Below are 17075 nucleotides of genomic sequence, written 5' to 3'. Positions count from 1 at the left end.
TGCCGGTCCGATAACGCGGTGTCGCGTTAAATTAAAAAAGTATATTTAAGGCTGTCGACACTTTCTCGACAGCCTGAAGCTCTTGCCACCCGGCAAGAGCTTCTCTTCACGTTAAGATACGGCGAGACGCTGCTGCAGCTTGTCCGCCAGCTCCTCGGCTTGCTCCCATACGATTGGTCGCATCTGATTCGACTGAATGACGAGCCGTTCGGCGTCGCTTCGCTTCACCGAGCAAAGCACCGGTACTTCCAAACCAAGCGCGTAGCCTGCGGCAAAATAAATGTCCGCACAGTCGCCAGACAAGTCGGCAATGAGCAGTTTGCTTTCGGCAATTGTCTGAAAGGCGCTGTCTCCCACCTTGTTAAACCTCGAATGCTCGATCATGCGAGGAAAATAACCGCACTGCTGGAGCTTCGGGAATATGGTCATCGACCATTCCGCCCGGACCTCTTCGAGGTCGGACACGATGACGGCGCAAGGCTTCAGCAGCTTGCCGCCGGCTTTTGCGTCCGCTTCCCGCCACCCGTTTTCCGTCAGCTTGAACGCCGTTCCCGTTCTTTCGAGCAGCCGCTCGTCTCTCAGCTTCTCGATAATGTGGACGAACTCCTGCAAGTTCGGCGAATAAGTAAGGTTGAAATGTTCGCCAAGCTGCCTGATGACGACCGTTTCGTTCGGTCCTTTCACATGTCTGTGAAAATAGAGGAGCAGCTTTTCCGATTTCGCTTCGATCGTCACCGGTATGCGCGGCGAATTGCGAATCGCTTCCAAGTCCTCGAACGAAAGAATGACGGGTTCCTCGCAATCGACCAGCTCTCGAATGTAGGCCGAGACGATCGGGAACATTTGATGCTTCGTTTGGTGGGGAAGCGAGGCGTATGGCTCATAGCTGTCGATGCGCAGCTTGTAGGATTCGCCGGGTGCGCAGTTGCAGCCCAAAAAGGTGTAGGTTTCGTCTTTCTGCTTGATCGGTACGATTTTGTCGCAAAAGATGCACCGTTTTGTTTCCATTACGTTCATCCCCCCTACCATCTTAGTTCGTACGGCAGCGGTGGGTTGAGGGGGCAACGATCGGATTAAAATTTACCTTTGACTTCTGCGGGAAACGCGCGCTTTCTGCGATTGGACAACGATAACCTTATTGCCGTCATCGTCACGAATTCGAAAATGGGCCTGACCGGAAGTCCGGTCGATGCCCTCCGCCTCTTCAAAGCCCGCGGAAATCGAAAAATTGTATGCCGCATCGATATCGGCCGCGTACACCGTGAACGACTGGGAGCTTGATGGCGAAATACGTGCATCGTCCACTCTGTCCTCGCTATCCCTTGCCTCGAGCACCAAATCGGTGCCGTTCTCAAGCTTGAACGTGTGCAGCTTGCCGTCGAACCGGTCCACCGGGTTGACGTTCAAATCGAGTAGCCGGGCGTAGCGCTCCACAGCGCGGTCCAAGTCGCGGACCGCCAAACGGACTGCGCCGACATGCGGCCGAATCGGACTGCGCATCCCGCCGGGCCGGCCGTCCACGCCCCCGATCGCAATCCCGTATCCGTCCGGATCGCGTACGATGAACTCTTTCCACGGCCCACCGTCCGGGTATGTCACGATGTCCTGCGCAAGGAAGGCGCCTTTTTCTTTAAACTCCTTGTATAAAGACTCCAATTTCGCCCATGTATCCACGTACGCGTAAATGTCTACTCCGACCGAGCTGCCTTTCGCAGCTGCCTTCGGTCGCACGTCCTCCGGCGAAGCGGCCTGCAGCAGCTTGAGCGCCAAGCCGTTCAACCCGTCCCTCTCCGCCCACCAGTCGGTGACGTCGAAGCCGAGCACATCGCGATAGTACGCCTGCGACTTGGCCGTATCGCTTACAAGCAGCACGGTCAAGGAAGATCCGATCGTTTTCGGTTGCGCCATTGTTTATCCCCCTTTATTGTGTGCTGCTTTGATTAACGACCAGGAGATGACCGTCCGGATCGTAAAACTTCACGTACCCGCCGCAAGGCTCCACGAAATACGGTGCGGCTTCGATCCGGACGCCCGAGCGGACAAGCCTCCGATGCAGCGTGCGAACGTCCCGGCTGTGCAGCTCGAGGCCGTGAACCGGCTTGCCTTCGCGAAGCCAATGGTCGGTTTTGAACTCGCCATCCGCAACCTCGCACAAATGCAAGCCCGGGCCGGAGCCGGATTTGGTGCGCAGAAACGCATGCTCTTCGATCGGCCGCTCGGGATGTTCGAGCACATAGCCAAGCATATCCATATAGAAGGCGACGGACCGCTTCAAGTTCCGAACCGGCAGTTGAACGAGTGTATAGCCGTCGATATCTCCGGCATGCTCTTCATCGTCGCCGCATACCATGACCAAGTTGCCGTCCGGATCGGCAAGCGCGAAGAACGCTAAGCTTCGGTGACGCTCGATGCCGTGAAAAACGGTCAGTCCCCGTTCCAAGACGTAAGCAAGGGCGCCGCCGATGTCATTCGTATCGAGCATAAACGGGATTTCGAACGAATCTCCGTTTTGCGCGCGATTATCGTCCAGCAGCAGATCGGCCCCCCGGGAAGCGGATATCACATAAATCGAACCCGACGTTTCCTTCTCCCTAAGAGGAACGCCAAGCAGGTCGCTAAGCCAAGCGGCGCTAGCGCGCATATCGCGGACATTAATAAACACTCCGCCGACTCGCGGCCTTACCGGACTTAAGCTTGCCGGAAGCTCCGGCTGGGTGCCACCGTCCTTCGACCAGCACACCATATACACCCGTCCGTCCGGCGAACGAAAACAAAAATGCGCTACGTTCGTATATCGCTCCGGCTCGCCCAGCACTTCCGCCTTTGACTGCACATAGTCGTATGCTTCATCGATATTATCACAGGCGAACATGAACAGCGGCTTCATTTCCTCGCGCCAATCCGGATTTTCGCGGTTGCCGCTATTGTCGTCAAGAAGGAGGCCGGTCCCCGGCAGGTCGAACCAATACACTGGTCCTCCATTCAACCGTTCCTCCATAATCGGCAAACCGAGCAAGTCGCTGTACCATTCCGCAGCTCTGCGCAAATCAGATACGTGCACGAACAGGCTAGCCGCTCCCGTCTGCAGCGGAACCGTTTTCGAGGTTGCTTCCATCGGCTACTCTCCTTTTTGGGCCGGCGGCTGCCAAGCCTGATACTTATTTCCGTCCGGGTCTTTGAAATCGAGCTGCAAGCCGCAGCCACCCTCGTCACGGACGGCTGCTTCCGTCCAGGTTCCCGACTCGGCGAGCGAGGCGTGGAGCGCCGCAATGTCGTCCGTCTCGAAGCAGAGCGGGAACATCTCGAACGATTCTCCCTCTCCGGCCCAGCCGGTCGTTTCGAACGTCAGCGGCGTCATGCCCGGGCTCGGCAGCAAAAATAGCCATTGCCCGCCGCCCATAATCATAATCGCTCCGCTGCCCGGCTTGACGGGGGAGCGCAGTTTCAAGCCGAGCACCCGCTCGTACCATTCCGCAGACACGCCCGGATCGGATACGGGCATATAGGCGCACTCGATTTTGTTCAAAAGCGCTTTCTTCGTTTGCGTAGCCGTCATTCGATTCACTTGCCTCTCTGAGTAATAATGGGGTTTTGGGCGCCTTACACGACCGGCGCGTCAATCGGAATCATCTCGATCAAATTGATCGGGTGCCCGTCCGGGTCGTACAGATCGAACATCCAATGACGGTTCCACGGGCTATCCCATGACACCAGCTCCGTTACGCGGCATCCGTGCGCCTGCAGCAAGCGATGCATCTCCGTGGCATCGCTGCACGAGAAATTGAACCAAGGCCTGTCGGACACCATAAAAGGCTCCTTCGTTTCCGCGAGCGTAATCATCGCCGCACCCGCAGGCGAATTGCTTACGAACAACGTCGCGCCGCGCTGTCCATCGCCCCATTCCTCGATTCCGCGACACGTCAGCTTCAAGTGATTCGTATAAAATTCGATCGAGGCTTCCAGCCTGCTGACTGGAATAAAGATGCTTCCCAGCAATTTAACCGCCATTTCAGATTTCCTCCTTATTTAAGCAGGTTATTGAAGCTTATTTAGGGTAAGCGACGAGGGGAGACATCGTCGCATTTCGCCCCGACGGGCGTACATGCGCGTGCTCGCGTCGACCGATACCGACTAAAGGCGTTCGTCCGGGTCCGGATGCGGCATCATTTCGAAGAGCCGGGTTTTAACGGCAAGTCCCCACCCGAATATCGCCTCGGTGCTCCCAACTTCGGCGCGAATCGTGTTCAAACCGGCTCGCCAGCGTACCCGGGCTTCCGCAAAATCGGGCCGGATTCGTCCGTCGCTTCCCGGAGGAGTCCAGGTCCAATCGCCTTGATACACCGCTTCCCCGTTCACCCACAGACGGAGACAGTCGCTAAAGCCAAAAGTAAGCACCGTCTCCTTTTCTTCGGGTATCGTAAACTTGCAGGAGGCTTGCACCGCCATCCCGCTGGCGCATGGGAATAACCGGTTCAAGTTTAACGTGCCGTTCTCCTCGACGTCCGCATATACCGAAGAGCCGCCGCCGCTAACGTTAAAGTCCCCGTCCGCGAAGTACGGTTCCGAAACCGTCCAGCCGGTTATGAACGTTTCGGCTGCGAGCCGTTTCAGCCCGGCCGCTTTTTCAGCCGGAACGGAATCGTTCGGCTCGATGGTCTCCACGCTAAGATTGCGGATATAGCTGGGCAAATAGCCCCAGACGCCGATCGTGCCGCAGCAGCGCCCGTGCTGAAGATTGCGGATGACGAGTTGGGGGACAGGATCTTCGCCGACGCGAATCGATACTTCGTGCTGCTGCACCTCCAAACAAAGCTTCGACCATTCCTGATCGATAAACGGGGCCGCCGCCTGATACTCCGGGCCGTTATTAATTTGCCATGTTGTCGATCCGTTCATGACCGGATCGTATTGAATTTCGCCTGGATCAGTTTCTGTGCCAGGCGATACGTATACCAATTCATAGTTGCGCGAATCGCGGACTCCAAAGACGAGTCCGATAAAGCCCGGTGCTTGAGGACAAGCGATTTCCGCCTGTAGACGGTAACGATCGAGATTCAACTGGCTTTTCAGCAAAACAGGGGCTCCCAGCCGATTTTCAATATATAGCGCCTCCCGGCCGTGCCAAGCGCCGGGGTAAGCTCCGGAGCCGTTCAAATCGAATTCGTTCAAGTCGGTAGTCAGGCTCCACGCCGATTTGGACACGAACACACCTCTTTCCGCCGATTCAGCTGCAAACTTTACAGCGTTTACATCTATTACCATATAGAACGTACGTTCTCTTGTCAATATATTTCCAATTTCCGTTTAACACCTGTTCTAAGATTCCGGTAATACGCTCAAACTCGTCTAAATCGGCGAAACTGGACAGCAAACTGAATCGAACTGCCAAATCGGCGGCATCCTCTCCGGCCCAGAGCTCCGGAAGCGAATGGACAGCGGCTCGGCCCTTCTCCCCGCCTGATATCCGCTTCCTGCAGCGGACGGTAGGCAATCAGGAGGTCCGGATGATGCAGCCGGATTCGCCGGAGCGCAAAGCTCTTGCCGCGAAGCCGCACCGGACCGCCCCTGCCGGCACTCTCGTACAGCGGACGCTAGGAGATGACGACCCAACCCGCTTGCAGCAGCGCTTCGCAAACGAAGCGAAGCCGACGAACCAAGCCGCCCTGAACGCCGAGCGTAGGCTTAAGAACGCGCTTCCGGAAGAATCGTGGCTGGAAACCGAGTACAAGGACATGGACCAGACGTTTAAGAAAAACAAGCCAAGCGCGGATGCGGGCACCTTGGACACGCAGTTAACGCAGCTCGTTACCGCGGCCAATACGATCACGGCAGCCGAAACGGCCCGGCAAGCCGAACTGAACAATATATGAGGCCTATATCGGATAACGGGTATTACGGGGGGATAAAATGCCTTAGCCGGCTCGATTTCCAAAGCGGCCAAGCAGCTGCATATGACCCAGCCGAGCGTCAGTCTGGCGATCAAACAGCTCGAAGGAGCTTTGCAGCTGAATCTGTTTGTGCGGACACCGAAAGGCGTCGAACTGACGATCGACGGCAAGATGCTCTTTTCTTTTGTCGAACAAGCATATGGGCTTATTTCGTCGGCGGTGAAAAAGATGGGTGAGGTCGTCAATCTGAACAACGGGGAAGTAAGAATCGGGGCAAGCGATTCTACTATCCGATTTGTGCTGCTGCCGTTTCTGAAAGATTTCAAGCAGCATTATTCGGGAGTTAAAATCAAGCTGGTCACGGGCTCGACGCTAGGTTGCCTGTAGCATCTGAGAGACGGGACCGTCGATTTCGTTAGAGGCCACATATTGTTCTTGTCCTTTATCAAGTTTAAGATTTTATTCTCGTGATTAATTCTCCTACAAGCATGATTGAGATTTATTCACACCCTTTGGTGTCACATTCCTCTTCGATAAACCTTATAAAATCTAATCATTCCACATTCTTGTTACTTCTTCTAATTCTAAGTCCTCGAATTGCATTTTATAGATATCTGGTTTCTTTAATTGATTCAAAAACTCCAAGCCAAAAGCTGGATCGAAATGATTCATCATCAAAGTCATTACAAGACCATGAGTCCCGATTGCTATTTTCTTCCCTGTGTGCTCTTTTAATATGGTTTTTAGAACTGAGATTGCTCTTTTCTGACAATCAGCATTAGACTCTCCACCCGGTAAGGTATCGTTAGGGTCATTAAAACTCTCTCTAATACTAGACATTAACTCTGCATTTTCAATAATATAAGATGCAAAATGACGTTCTCTAAGATCTTCAAATACTTTAATACCTAACTTTAAGTGCTCGGCCAATCCCTCAACACTAAGAATTGCTCGAGTATAAGGACTTGATATAATCATGTCTATTCCTTCACCTACAAGTAACTTCGTTACTTTTTCAATATCGATCTTTCCTTTTGGGGTAAGCCCTCTTGTTCTTTCATTTCCTTCATTGTATGGTGATTCTCCATGCCTAACCATATAGATAATTGTCTTCATACAAGCCTCCTTTAGATGCTTTCATTTACTTCTTTAATATCAAGAGCATCTAGCGAAAATCTTATTCACTCTTAAAACCTGTAATTCCACAATAAACCAATTATCACTGCTATGCAAACCTGTCAGTTACTTCAAAGCAGAAGGGAGCAGCTACCGCGGTGATCTGCTCCCCCGCCTAATTTCACTATCGTACCCGTTACTTCAATGAGGCCAGCTTAACAGATTCAGCGGGGTCTTATGAAATAAAAAAAGACCAGCATGACGGCTAGTCCCTTCCTTATGTCCAACCCCAGAAAAAAACGTCCCGATCCCAAGCGACTTTCCGCTGTGGAGCTTTTTGAAAACTTTTGTACGAATGTAGTTCACGGCCTCCTATTGGTACAGAATTCCCACGAACTCCAGCATCCCGATGGCGAATACGGTGTTAGGTGAAGTCCCCCGCTTCATTCTAATTTACGTTCGAGACCATTTTATATGTTCAGTTATGTACTTTCCATCTTGGAAAATTAGACAGTTCAACTGCATACCGTATGCGCATCCACCATCTATTCCGATCTTATCCTCGCTAAACCAAATATCAGGTTGAGTATGTATATCAACTGTTCTCGTATGACCAAAAATAACTTTCCTCTTCAAGTCAAAGCTCGATCTTATAAACTCGTCCTTTATATACATAAAATCACGCTCAGATTGTTTCTTCCAGTCTGTAAAGCTAGGATTCAACCCAGCATGAACATATATGTGATGATTGTCTTCGTAATATAGAGGTAATTGTCCAAGAAAATCTGTATGGTGCCGATAGTTAGTCCGAATCATCTCAATTCCCTGTTGCAATCGCTCTTCCGTGATCTCAGCATTCGAGCCACAGTAGCTTTGAATCGTTTGTATCCCACCATGCTCTAGGAATTTGATTCTCACTTCCTTGCTATGGCTATTCACTAGATCATAAAGTCGTTGGTCATGATTACCTCGTAATGCTATTGCTTTATTATTTCTCACTAGTTCAATTACTCTATCGACTACTGCTTTGCTATCAGGGCCTCTATCTACATAATCACCTAGCAGGATGAGCTGATCATCAATTGGATTATATTCAATAAGTAAAAGTAATTGATTGAATTGCTTGATGCATCCATGAATATCACTGATCATAACTGTTCTCTTCATAAGATCTCCTCTAATTATGGCTTGGGGGATTTTGCCTAACGTCTTTATTGCAAACTCTGAAGGGCGTGTTGAGCGCCGAACAAAGGAATTAGGGCACCGCTGGAGCGCAGTCAGGCGGCCAACTACGCCAAAGCAACTGTATGTGATCCACGCCGGGTTATGGCGTGCCAGAGCGCCCTTGCCTTCAGCTCGCCTTCGTGAGTCTCGTGCCGCGAACGGATGCCACAGCGTATAGGACGAGCGCTGACCAGATGAGCGCGAAGCCGACAAGCAGAACCGGTGAGACTGCTTCCTTGAATACGATTACGCTCAAAAACAGCATGATCGTCGGCCCGATGTATTGTACAAAGCCGAGCGTGGATAGCGCCATCCGGGTAGCCGCCCGCGCAAAGAAGAGCAGCGGCAGCGCCGTTACTGCGCCGGACAGAAGCAGCTCGACGAGCGTGAACGCGGGCAGCGTCCAAGCCGTCGTCCTTCCCACGGCGGCCAAGTAGATCCAGTAGCCAAGCGCGACGGGCAAGACAACAGCCGTCTCCGACAGCAAGCCTACAGAAGCGTCTTGCCCGATCTTCTTCTTCGCTAAGCCGTACAAACTGAACGAAGCGGCTAGCGAGATCGCGACCCACGGGAACCGCCCGTAGTCGATGGCAATGATGAGCACCGCGATTCCAGCGATGGCAATCGCGAGCCATTGGCCTCGGGTAGGCTTCTCGCGAAGGAAGACGACCGCCAGCAGCACGTTCAGCAAAGGGTTCAAGTAATAGCCGAGACTTGTCTCGACAACATGGCCGTTGTTGACCGCCCAGATGAAGATGAGCCAATTTGCTGTGATCAGCAGTCCGCTGGCAGCGAGCGACAGCAGGAGCACACGGCTAGCTGCAATCCGCTTCAAGTTGCCCCAGCGGCGCTGAACGGCGACGAGAATACCCATGAAGACGAACGACCAGACGATTCGATGCGATAGAATCTCGCCTGCCGGCACGTTGTTAAACAGCTTCCAATATAGTGGGAGAATCCCCCACATGATATACGCGATAATGGCGTTGACCAACCCGTTGTTCATAACCAATTTCCCCACTTCTTACTCCGGCGTCAGAACGGATTATACGCCTCGCTCAGAACTTAAGCAACTGGGTACTCTTTCGACAATCGGATATTCACCATCTTTGTTACTTAAAGCTGTCTTCAATGTGTGTTCGGTTAGTTGGCTTTGCGAGAGTAATTGGCCTAATGTCTTATGTCGATTAACTCCATCGGAATTTTTATCTTTTCATATCCGTGACATTCGCATAACTCCCGTTACTTCAATGATCAGGAGCAGGTCGCCGCGGCGCCTGCTCCAGTTCTGATGATTGCACTCTCGTAACCCGTTAGGGCAATGAAGATTTTTTTATTTAATTTATGTGCTTCCAGAATCGCAACAGTCTCAATACATAACACCGTAGATGCGTTTATTACCTCTGGAGCAACACTTGTCAAAATTAGGCCATTTTCAGTACACATGGCTGCTGCACCGCCCCATCCAGTTATTAAAACGATTCAAACGAAGATAAAAGTCCGGTAATTGAGTAGGCTGCCGATTATGTCGGCAGCCTGTGTCATGGATAATCGTATCCGTTTGTTCAAACTAGTTTCTGGTTTCGTAGGTTGCATTTTTTACTTGACAGTTTCGGCGAATAGAATTATTCTGACCGTAATTTTAATGAATAAGGGAGAAGTTGCCGTGGCGATCTGTTCCCTATCTAAGTTCACTATCGTATCCGTTAGGGCAATAATCCAAACGTTCATCAGGCGGATCTTCGATAAAAAGATCCGCCTGAAAGGATTGTTTTACTTGGACCCTACAGCTTTGAAATGACCTCGAGGCTTTTTGCCGCTCCAGCGCTCATCAACCTTCTCGAGCGAAGATTGGTAGCGCGTATCCACGCTGATCCGATATTGGTTCGTCATGTTCTCGAGCGAACAGTGCATGAGGAACATACCGAAGATCAACACGTCTCCTGCCTGGAATTCCGTTGTCGCCCACTTGCCTCCGTATTTATTCGTGATGGCCAGAGGATCGTCCGTGTAATGGCCTATGCCGTCATTGTCCGAATCTTTGGTGCCGTATGTTTTCTTTAACTCATCAAAATTGTGGGATTCTAAACAGATGGCAAGCCCGCCCATATCATAATTGATATCACCAATCGGCGACCAGACGGTATACAGGTTGTGCGTACCGCGCCCCATGTATACGATATCGTAATGCGCGCCCGTATAGGCGCCCTGTCCGATGGCCCGGAGCCACTTATATTGATAAGTAAGCGACTGCTCGCCCAGTAATTGATCGAAGAAGCGCATGATGTGATCGCCGTTCAGTACGTCAAGCAACTCCGGCAAGTCCTCGTTCGTGCCGCCCATGAACAATGTTTTGCTTCCGTCCGACATGATGCCTTCTTCTAGGATCGTATCGCGTTCGATTTTCCCCATTTTCTGCATCTTTTCCAATATGGCTCGTCTTGCGTTGAATACTTTCGCACGATCATGGAAGCCTCTAAGCAATAAATAACCATCCTCCGCGATCCGCTCTCTCATAGCGTCGAAGTCGTGAAGAAGATCATTAGAATCCCGCAATTCCGTTAGATGGGGACCCCCAAGCTCCAGTTCGCGATTGCCTACTTTTAAGAACATTTGCTGATACCCCTTTGCGTCGTTATGCTCTTATTGTAGTTGCAAACTTGCCTGTCTCCCATGGAACGCGATCTTTATTACATGTATATTCGTACGGAATTGAACTAAATTTATTTACCGGCTATTTATCCGTTAAACATTGCCGATATGTGCTAGGTGCCATGCCGTATCTCGTTTTAAACAGCTTAGAAAAATGAAATTCATCGTAAAATTGAAGTGCGCCCGCGATCTCTTTCACGGATGCGTTCGTTGTTTCCAGCGCCACTTTGGCGGTTGCAAGCTTAAGCTGTTGGATATAACGGCTTGGAGTCATCCCCGTTCTTGAACGAAACCGCGCGAAGAAAACGGTGCGAGACAATCCGCTTTGGCGGACCAGATCATCGATCGGCATGGGATGTCCAATCTGTCTATGCATTTGAAATAAGATGTCGTCCAGTTCGGGATGGCGACTCTGTGCATAAGCGAATTTTTCCTTCGCGAAATGCAGCAGCAACTCTTGCGCCGAAAGTTGAGCAGTTAATCCGAAGCCTTTGGGGCTAATGATCAAATTGTCGATCAATCTCTCGCACAACCGAACCGCATCCGGCATTTTCGCCGTCGTTACCGGTTGACCGACGGACAAATCCAGATGGGATACGATTTCCATGGGATCGAATAAAATAAAATAAAATTTCCAATCCCCGTCCACGCAACTGTAAGCGCTAGGAATGCTCGGCGGAACGATGATGTACGTACCGGTTTCAAGCCCAAACGTCTGATCCAACAGCTTAAGCGATCCTTCGCCTTCGAAGGTGACGAATATTCCGGTATATTTGAATCCGTGAGGCTTGGACACCTGATAAGTATCGTTTGCATGCACTTTCCAGATCGATTTGAATCGAAACGTCGGGAGAGCCACGCCATCGTCCAATTCATACGGAATATCCATGTAAACCATTTTATTGAACTCCATTCTCCTGGAACATCCAGCGCTTATTAGCGATACTTCCTTTATTGTCATCCTAATTCCGCAAAACCCTGAAAGACAATAACGGGTACAAAGTCAGACCTTAAACGGTATCCTTGGAATAGACGGAATCCCTTGCACCTCAAGGGATCGGGCCTTCCCGAATACACAGGATTAGCTCTGGCTTTGTACTGGGTCCATCGTACCGTGCAGTTCAAAAATAATCAATTCGTTTTTTCCTTCGCAAAGTAAAGGCGTACGCTAAAGCAACTGTGTTGTGATCCACGCCGGCTGGCGGTCTCCTCCCGGGAAAATACTCCTCTCAGCACCAAATAGCCGTTTTGTTTGATTCGTCCAATTCCGCGTACGGTAACGTGTTCCTCATTCCATTTTCTCCTTCCCTTTTTTGTTTGCCTTCCATTTCATATCCGTATCGTATATCTTTATGGTTATAAAGAACATGCATTGCTTTGCTGCTTTGCTGTTTTGCTTATACCTTATTGCAAAGTGAGGGAAAGCGTATGCATCATGCGAACATAATCGCGATCGAAACGAAACTGCTCGCCCAATCCTACTCCCGGGACCGAACCAGCTTCCTGATGCCGGAGGAAACGTACGAAGGCTGGGTATTGCTCGCCGGCGAAAAAGGCGTGTTCCGGTACACAGTTGCCGACGAAGCCGGGGAAGCTAAAGTCGGGGACGTGGTGCTTTGTCCTCCAGGCACCTCGCTTCATCGCGAAATGATCGAGAAGCTGGATTTCCATTACGTGCATTTCCGGCTGTATGCCCGGTCCTCCGAAGGGCCTATCGAATTTCCGTACTTCGGAAAAATCGTCTTCCGCAATACGTCCCGCCTGCTTTCCATCCTAGCCGGAATGCGCGCAGCGCGCAGCAACGTATCACTGTCGTATTTGGAGCATCTGGTCAGCGACGTTCTGTACTAGTTCATCGGGGAACGCGCGCTGCGGCGCAAAGAAATGAAGCCGCGGGATGCCGCCATCGACGAAGCCGTGCGATATATCAACGAACGGGCTTGCCAGAGCATTTCCATGCAATCGGTCGCTTCGCTCGTCGGACTGAGCCATTCCAAATTCACCCGCAAATTTCAAAAAGAGCTGGGCATCTCGCCGGTCAAGTATTGGACGGGAATCCGGCTGCACAAGGTCAGACAAATGCTGGTGGAAACCGATGATTCGCTCGAGACCATCGCCGAAAAGTGCGGGTACCAGAACGCCTTTTATTTGAGTCGCGTCTTCTCGAAGGAAATGGGCATTAACCCGTCCTGCTACCGCAGCACTCATCGGGTGTGAGTGGCTTGATTCCGAGGGCGGCGGGGCCAGGACAACAAAAAAGACCGTCAGGGACCCCGACGGTCCTTTTTCTGCGCGAGACGAAAGACAGTCTTGCTTACGGGACGGGGTCAGCCCGTTTCCCGCTGAACAACGGTGCTTCTCACTCCCATCATGTCTCGATTCGAATCAGCTCTCCCATCGTCCCGCGCTCGATTCTGTTCTGCACCAAAACTATACGTTCGGGATGACGGTCGTCCCTTTGTAAAAATCGCCCTGCAGCATCGTATGCTCATACGGCGCGTTCGGATTGGCGATGCGCCACAGCATTCGTTCCTCTGCGCGTGCCCCTATTCCCGAATCAGGAGCAGCGGGCGAGACAGCTCGGGAATATACGCATTGACTGTGTCTTCCAGACTGATGAGCGATATGTCTTCCGGAATGCGAAGACCAGACATCGTCACGCCTGGTAAACCCATGGCAAATGGTAGCCGACGCCGCATAAAATAGCTGTCGCCTGACGCTCGCGCACCTGATCCAACAGATGCTTAATCTTAATGTCTCGCTCGAGACCCCGAATATGTGTCAGACGATCTTCCACGCGCGCTTCGATGCCATGCTCAGCCATCGCCATCCGAAACGCATCCCAACGCATTACAAATCCGCGTATCGCCATATCCAGTTCGCCTACGTACACCACGCGCCGATGCCCTTGTGCAAGCAAATACTGAACAGACTGATACACGGCCGTCCCCGTATCCCAAATGACACTGTCCACTTTCCAACGCGGTGTAGGGAAATGAAGCAGAACACGCGGAATGGAGCACCCGAGCAAATAAATCGATTGTTAGCTTAATCATCATCGGCCACTGGAACATATTCTTGGCCTATTTCGTTAGCGGTATAGATTCTAGACATTGACTTTTGACAAGAATCTGGACCGCTAAAAAAGAAAACCCGCAATTAATGCGGGTTCAGTGCAGACCATATTCTTGTTACGAAGAAGCTCATTGAAAGTATAGGGAATGTGGTAAGTATCTTGTCAAAATCGGCAATATGGTAATATTCCTATCATCCGACACTTAAGCCTGCACCATCAGCGTTCCGCATCACAACATGCTTGTGCGGAGCTTTTAGCTCGGACCCATGTAACCTTCTAGATACCTACCCGATCTAATATATGTAACGTTACGAACATTCTAATACTTCTAGTCAAGAAAGCAGGTGAAGCCCTTGCATACAGTTCCTATTGTCGTCAAAGCCAAAGCTGGGGACCCTGAAGCATTCATGCAGTTGATGCAAGAGATAGAGTTACCTTTATATAGAACTGCAAGGTCCATCGTCAATAAAGACGAAGATTGTGCAGATGCCCTGCAGGAGACGATGCTTAAAGCCTTTAAGTCCATCCACACACTCAGAGAGCCCACTTTTTTCAAAACGTGGATCTTCCGGATTCTTATTAATGAATGCAACAAAATGGTCAAAAGCAGCTCAAGAGTCCTCCCTTATGGAGAGCTTCCCGACATCCCTTCCACTTCCAAGGATTATGAGAAAATCGAATTGTGGGATGCCGTTCAACATCTTGAGGAGAACCTACGGATTGTCATTCTCCTTCATTATCTACAGGACATGCCGATCAGTCAAATTTCTGACATTCTCGAAATTTCTACGATAGCCGTGAAGACCCGGCTGCATCGCGCCCGCAAAAAGCTAAAGCATTCATCTCAAATCCATCAAGAAAAGGGAGTTGCGACATGGTGAACACTAAGTTAGAAGAACAATTAAAGAACTGCCAAAGCCTACTTCCCGATCAGTTATCTGATATTGCCCGCTCCAAGCTGAATAAGACTTACCAAATCATCAGGGAAACCGATAATTCCATTTCCCCCATTCCGAGAAAGATAGATGTATCAAGAACTTTTAATAAATGGTGGGTTTCCACTTCAGTCGCTGCAATACTTGGAGTTACATTCATTGCTTCCGGCTTTGTATCGCCCGCAATAGCTGATGCACTCAAGCAAATTCCGGTACTGGGACAAATCTATTCATTATGGAGCGAAAAAAACGCAGATCCCGGTGTTCAACAAGCCGAGGATTTCATCACAAACGTAAACCAAAGCGTGACCCATGGCAAGGTGACTATGAATATTCCAACGTTGTTATTTGACGGGACCCGAATTCTCATGAACATAACCACTCCTGGAAACCGTCTGGCTTCGGAGCCCAATTCGCCGCCATCCGATGCCAATAAAGGGTCGGTAGATAAGTTTGAGGTCCTCTATAAAGGCCAACCTCTGCTCTGGAATTACGAACACATGGACGGTGAGACTGCTTCCAGCCTAATCGTTGAGGTTTTCAGCACTTATTATGAGCCGCGCACAACACAGACGACTGTCCAGTTCCCTGATCAGTTTGACTTGACTGTAAATGTAACGTTAAAGGGCTACGATGTCCCGTTCCAATTCGTTCTGCCTGTTACAAAATCAGCGCCCGTTACCGTTTGAATGCTTCAAGGGATCAGATCACCGTCGCTATCGCCACCTTTTTCGTTATGTTATTTGATTTTCTTAAGTTTAGGTCTTGATAATTTTCAGTCTAATGGTTTATTTCTTTTAACACCGATGAACATGCTGTATTGGACGGGGCATTGGGAGCGAACCGAATGCTGTAACGCTTCGGTTGGATGAAGCGATCCGGCAAAGGGCCGCCGAATCATTTCAGCAGCCCCGTCTTTATCGATTATTAAACTATCGTGCCCGTTACTTCAACGATCAAGGGCTCGAAAGCATGTTCTTGTCATCCACTAACAATCGCCTCATGGCTTCGGCTGTTCGTCTATCATTTTCTGCGTCTCTTCCGCCATCATGCGTAAGCCTGTATTGAGATCGACCGTTCCGGCGAGCAGTGTATTCAGATGCTTCTCGTAGATGCTCCTCGCTTTGGAATCAACGTTCGTTGTCGCAGCAAGCGGCGCGAAAGGATAATAGGTGACCGCCTTCCAGTTTTTATCCGGAAAAGGAGATTCCGATCCAAGTGCCTCCCTCACTTCCTTAGCTCTCGAAGCCATCAAGGTGCCGCCTTTCGAATTTTCGACAAAAAATTCGAGCGAGGTCCAAAACTTAATCGCTTCCATTGCCGCCTCCTTATGTTCGGACAGCGAAGTGACACCGAAATAATTGGGAGAAACTTGCGAGCCGATTTCCGTCAAGCCGGGCATTACCGGAAAGGAAACCATGTCCCAATCGAGCGACGAAAACTCTTTCGTCAGTGCGAGCGGAGCGGCCGCCGTGTACAAAAGCATGGCAACCCGGCGATCCTTGCTGAACGAGGACCAATCCGGTATTTTCCCTATTTCCTTGTATGCTTTCGTAAATACGGGATTCAGAAGTACGCTTTGGATCAGTGTCTGCCATTGCGCGCTCGTATAAATCGTCGGTGTTCGCTTGGTCCCGTCCACCAGGGGCAACGAATAGGGATTCCAGCCGATCATCGCCCCCGTACCGTGGCTGCCGATTCCGTAATATTGCACGCTGCCGTCCAAACGTGTCATTCTGTTCGCCAAATCGAGCGTTTCCGCCCATGACATCCCGTCTTTCGGATAGGGCACTCCGAACGTATCGAAAAGCGTCTTGTTGTAGTAGAGCAGCAGGCTGTTCATCTTTACGGGAAGGCCGTAAAGCTTTCCGCCAAACATCTGCCTCATTGATTCGATGGCCGTCGGCTCCAGATGGCCGATATCGACGTTCTGTTTGCGAATCAAGTCGCTCATATCGTACTTCAGATCGTAATCGAGCAGCGCCTCCTCGAAACCTCCCCGCGAATTGGTGTACAGATCGAACTTGACGCCGACCGCCAGCAGTTCGGGAATCGTCGTGCCGTCGGCCTTTGAGGTTTGAATGTACCGCACATCGAGATGCGGATATTTTTTGCGCAGCGGCTCCAAATAAACCACTTCCATCTCCTCGAGAGGGGAAATGGATACTAAGGTTAGCGTAACAC

Annotated in this window: 19 protein-coding genes and 1 pseudogene; 6 read left to right on the top strand and 14 right to left on the bottom strand. The window is 50.7% G+C overall.

Features of this window, described 5'->3' with window-relative positions:
* Positions 1-111: 111 nt before the first annotated feature.
* From ABD796_RS30995 to ABD796_RS30970, 6 genes are all read right to left on the bottom strand, one after another.
* Positions 112-1008, bottom strand: a complete 897-nt coding sequence (locus tag ABD796_RS30995) for a hypothetical protein (RefSeq protein WP_344915780.1) — start codon at positions 1006-1008, stop codon at positions 112-114.
* A gap of 72 nt (positions 1009-1080) precedes the next feature.
* Positions 1081-1908: a VOC family protein gene (locus tag ABD796_RS30990; protein WP_344915778.1), complete on the bottom strand. Its 828-nt coding sequence runs from the start codon at positions 1906-1908 to the stop codon at positions 1081-1083.
* A 13-nt stretch (positions 1909-1921) separates the two neighbouring features.
* Positions 1922-3115 carry a VOC family protein gene (locus ABD796_RS30985; RefSeq protein ID WP_344915776.1) on the bottom strand — a complete coding sequence of 398 codons (1194 nt, stop codon included), beginning with the start codon at positions 3113-3115 and terminating at the stop codon, positions 1922-1924.
* Positions 3116-3118: 3 nt separating this feature from the next.
* Entirely contained in the window at positions 3119-3556 is a 438-nt protein-coding gene (locus ABD796_RS30980; protein WP_344915774.1) for a VOC family protein, read from the bottom strand.
* Between the two features lie 44 nt (positions 3557-3600).
* The gene (locus ABD796_RS30975; protein WP_344915772.1) at positions 3601-4008 is read right to left on the bottom strand and encodes a VOC family protein; all 408 of its coding nucleotides are present in this window, start codon (positions 4006-4008) and stop codon (positions 3601-3603) included.
* Between the two features lie 123 nt (positions 4009-4131).
* A complete protein-coding gene (locus tag ABD796_RS30970; RefSeq protein ID WP_344915770.1) occupies positions 4132-5202 on the bottom strand; it encodes a hypothetical protein in 1071 nt (356 codons plus the stop codon).
* A 302-nt stretch (positions 5203-5504) separates the two neighbouring features.
* Between ABD796_RS30970 and ABD796_RS30965 the strand changes: the two genes are divergently transcribed.
* Complete coding sequence (locus tag ABD796_RS30965; RefSeq protein ID WP_344915768.1) at positions 5505-5870, top strand: hypothetical protein; 366 nt, start codon at positions 5505-5507, stop codon at positions 5868-5870.
* A gap of 54 nt (positions 5871-5924) precedes the next feature.
* Positions 5925-6275: a LysR family transcriptional regulator gene (locus ABD796_RS30960; protein WP_344915923.1), complete on the top strand. Its 351-nt coding sequence runs from the start codon at positions 5925-5927 to the stop codon at positions 6273-6275.
* 162 nt (positions 6276-6437) lie between these two features.
* On the opposite strand, the gene ABD796_RS30955 is transcribed toward ABD796_RS30960, so the two are convergent.
* The 6 genes and pseudogenes from ABD796_RS30955 to ABD796_RS30930 all read right to left on the bottom strand — a co-directional run bounded on the left by ABD796_RS30955 (position 6438) and on the right by ABD796_RS30930 (position 11778).
* A complete protein-coding gene (locus ABD796_RS30955; RefSeq protein ID WP_344915766.1) occupies positions 6438-7004 on the bottom strand; it encodes a histidine phosphatase family protein in 567 nt (188 codons plus the stop codon).
* 453 nt (positions 7005-7457) lie between these two features.
* The gene (locus ABD796_RS30950; protein ID WP_344915764.1) at positions 7458-8171 is read right to left on the bottom strand and encodes a metallophosphoesterase family protein; all 714 of its coding nucleotides are present in this window, start codon (positions 8169-8171) and stop codon (positions 7458-7460) included.
* A gap of 184 nt (positions 8172-8355) precedes the next feature.
* Positions 8356-9234, bottom strand: a complete 879-nt coding sequence (rarD, locus tag ABD796_RS30945) for an EamA family transporter RarD (RefSeq protein ID WP_344915762.1) — start codon at positions 9232-9234, stop codon at positions 8356-8358.
* Between the two features lie 320 nt (positions 9235-9554).
* Positions 9555-9710, bottom strand: a pseudogene (locus tag ABD796_RS30940) (cytidine/deoxycytidylate deaminase family protein); the annotation flags it as partial.
* 291 nt (positions 9711-10001) lie between these two features.
* Positions 10002-10841: a phytanoyl-CoA dioxygenase family protein gene (locus tag ABD796_RS30935; protein WP_344915760.1), complete on the bottom strand. Its 840-nt coding sequence runs from the start codon at positions 10839-10841 to the stop codon at positions 10002-10004.
* A gap of 121 nt (positions 10842-10962) precedes the next feature.
* Entirely contained in the window at positions 10963-11778 is an 816-nt protein-coding gene (locus tag ABD796_RS30930) for an AraC family transcriptional regulator (protein WP_344915758.1), read from the bottom strand.
* A gap of 530 nt (positions 11779-12308) precedes the next feature.
* Between ABD796_RS30930 and ABD796_RS30925 the strand changes: the two genes are divergently transcribed.
* Positions 12309-12731, top strand: a complete 423-nt coding sequence (locus tag ABD796_RS30925; RefSeq protein WP_344915756.1) for a hypothetical protein — start codon at positions 12309-12311, stop codon at positions 12729-12731.
* 33 nt (positions 12732-12764) lie between these two features.
* The gene (locus tag ABD796_RS30920; RefSeq protein ID WP_344915754.1) at positions 12765-13097 is read left to right on the top strand and encodes a helix-turn-helix domain-containing protein; all 333 of its coding nucleotides are present in this window, start codon (positions 12765-12767) and stop codon (positions 13095-13097) included.
* A 439-nt stretch (positions 13098-13536) separates the two neighbouring features.
* On the opposite strand, the gene ABD796_RS30915 is transcribed toward ABD796_RS30920, so the two are convergent.
* Positions 13537-13854, bottom strand: a complete 318-nt coding sequence (locus ABD796_RS30915) for a type 1 periplasmic-binding domain-containing protein (RefSeq protein WP_344915752.1) — start codon at positions 13852-13854, stop codon at positions 13537-13539.
* Positions 13855-14309: 455 nt separating this feature from the next.
* On the opposite strand from ABD796_RS30915, the gene ABD796_RS30910 reads away from it, so the two are divergent.
* Positions 14310-14837, top strand: a complete 528-nt coding sequence (locus ABD796_RS30910; RefSeq protein WP_344915750.1) for a sigma-70 family RNA polymerase sigma factor — start codon at positions 14310-14312, stop codon at positions 14835-14837.
* The gene (locus ABD796_RS30905) at positions 14831-15580 is read left to right on the top strand and encodes a DUF4179 domain-containing protein (RefSeq protein ID WP_344915749.1); all 750 of its coding nucleotides are present in this window, start codon (positions 14831-14833) and stop codon (positions 15578-15580) included. The genes ABD796_RS30910 and ABD796_RS30905 overlap by 7 nt, the downstream gene beginning before the upstream one ends.
* A 311-nt stretch (positions 15581-15891) precedes the next feature.
* Here ABD796_RS30905 and ABD796_RS30900 read toward each other — a convergent pair whose 3' ends face one another.
* On the bottom strand, positions 15892-17028 hold the full coding sequence (locus ABD796_RS30900; protein WP_344915748.1) for an ABC transporter substrate-binding protein: 1137 nt from the start codon (positions 17026-17028) through the stop codon (positions 15892-15894).
* Positions 17029-17075: the final 47 nt, after the last annotated feature.

The sequence above is a fragment of the Paenibacillus hodogayensis genome, from assembly GCF_039536325.1.
Classification (GTDB): Bacteria; Bacillota; Bacilli; order Paenibacillales; family NBRC-103111; genus Paenibacillus_AB; species Paenibacillus_AB hodogayensis.
The sequence above is the reverse complement of the archived record's forward strand: the minus strand, read 5'-3'. Positions and strand labels throughout refer to the sequence as shown.

Coding starts and splice junctions, on each gene's coding strand:
- ABD796_RS30995 (WP_344915780.1), bottom strand. CDS start 1,008: ATGGAAACAAAACGGTGCATCTTTTGCGACAAAATCGTACCGATCAAG.
- ABD796_RS30990 (WP_344915778.1), bottom strand. CDS start 1,908: ATGGCGCAACCGAAAACGATCGGATCTTCCTTGACCGTGCTGCTTGTA.
- ABD796_RS30985 (WP_344915776.1), bottom strand. CDS start 3,115: ATGGAAGCAACCTCGAAAACGGTTCCGCTGCAGACGGGAGCGGCTAGC.
- ABD796_RS30980 (WP_344915774.1), bottom strand. CDS start 3,556: ATGACGGCTACGCAAACGAAGAAAGCGCTTTTGAACAAAATCGAGTGC.
- ABD796_RS30975 (WP_344915772.1), bottom strand. CDS start 4,008: ATGGCGGTTAAATTGCTGGGAAGCATCTTTATTCCAGTCAGCAGGCTG.
- ABD796_RS30965 (WP_344915768.1), top strand. CDS start 5,505: ATGATGCAGCCGGATTCGCCGGAGCGCAAAGCTCTTGCCGCGAAGCCG.
- ABD796_RS30955 (WP_344915766.1), bottom strand. CDS start 7,004: ATGAAGACAATTATCTATATGGTTAGGCATGGAGAATCACCATACAAT.
- ABD796_RS30950 (WP_344915764.1), bottom strand. CDS start 8,171: ATGAAGAGAACAGTTATGATCAGTGATATTCATGGATGCATCAAGCAA.
- rarD (WP_344915762.1), bottom strand. CDS start 9,234: ATGAACAACGGGTTGGTCAACGCCATTATCGCGTATATCATGTGGGGG.
- ABD796_RS30935 (WP_344915760.1), bottom strand. CDS start 10,841: ATGTTCTTAAAAGTAGGCAATCGCGAACTGGAGCTTGGGGGTCCCCAT.
- ABD796_RS30930 (WP_344915758.1), bottom strand. CDS start 11,778: ATGGTTTACATGGATATTCCGTATGAATTGGACGATGGCGTGGCTCTC.
- ABD796_RS30925 (WP_344915756.1), top strand. CDS start 12,309: ATGCATCATGCGAACATAATCGCGATCGAAACGAAACTGCTCGCCCAA.
- ABD796_RS30920 (WP_344915754.1), top strand. CDS start 12,765: ATGAAGCCGCGGGATGCCGCCATCGACGAAGCCGTGCGATATATCAAC.
- ABD796_RS30905 (WP_344915749.1), top strand. CDS start 14,831: ATGGTGAACACTAAGTTAGAAGAACAATTAAAGAACTGCCAAAGCCTA.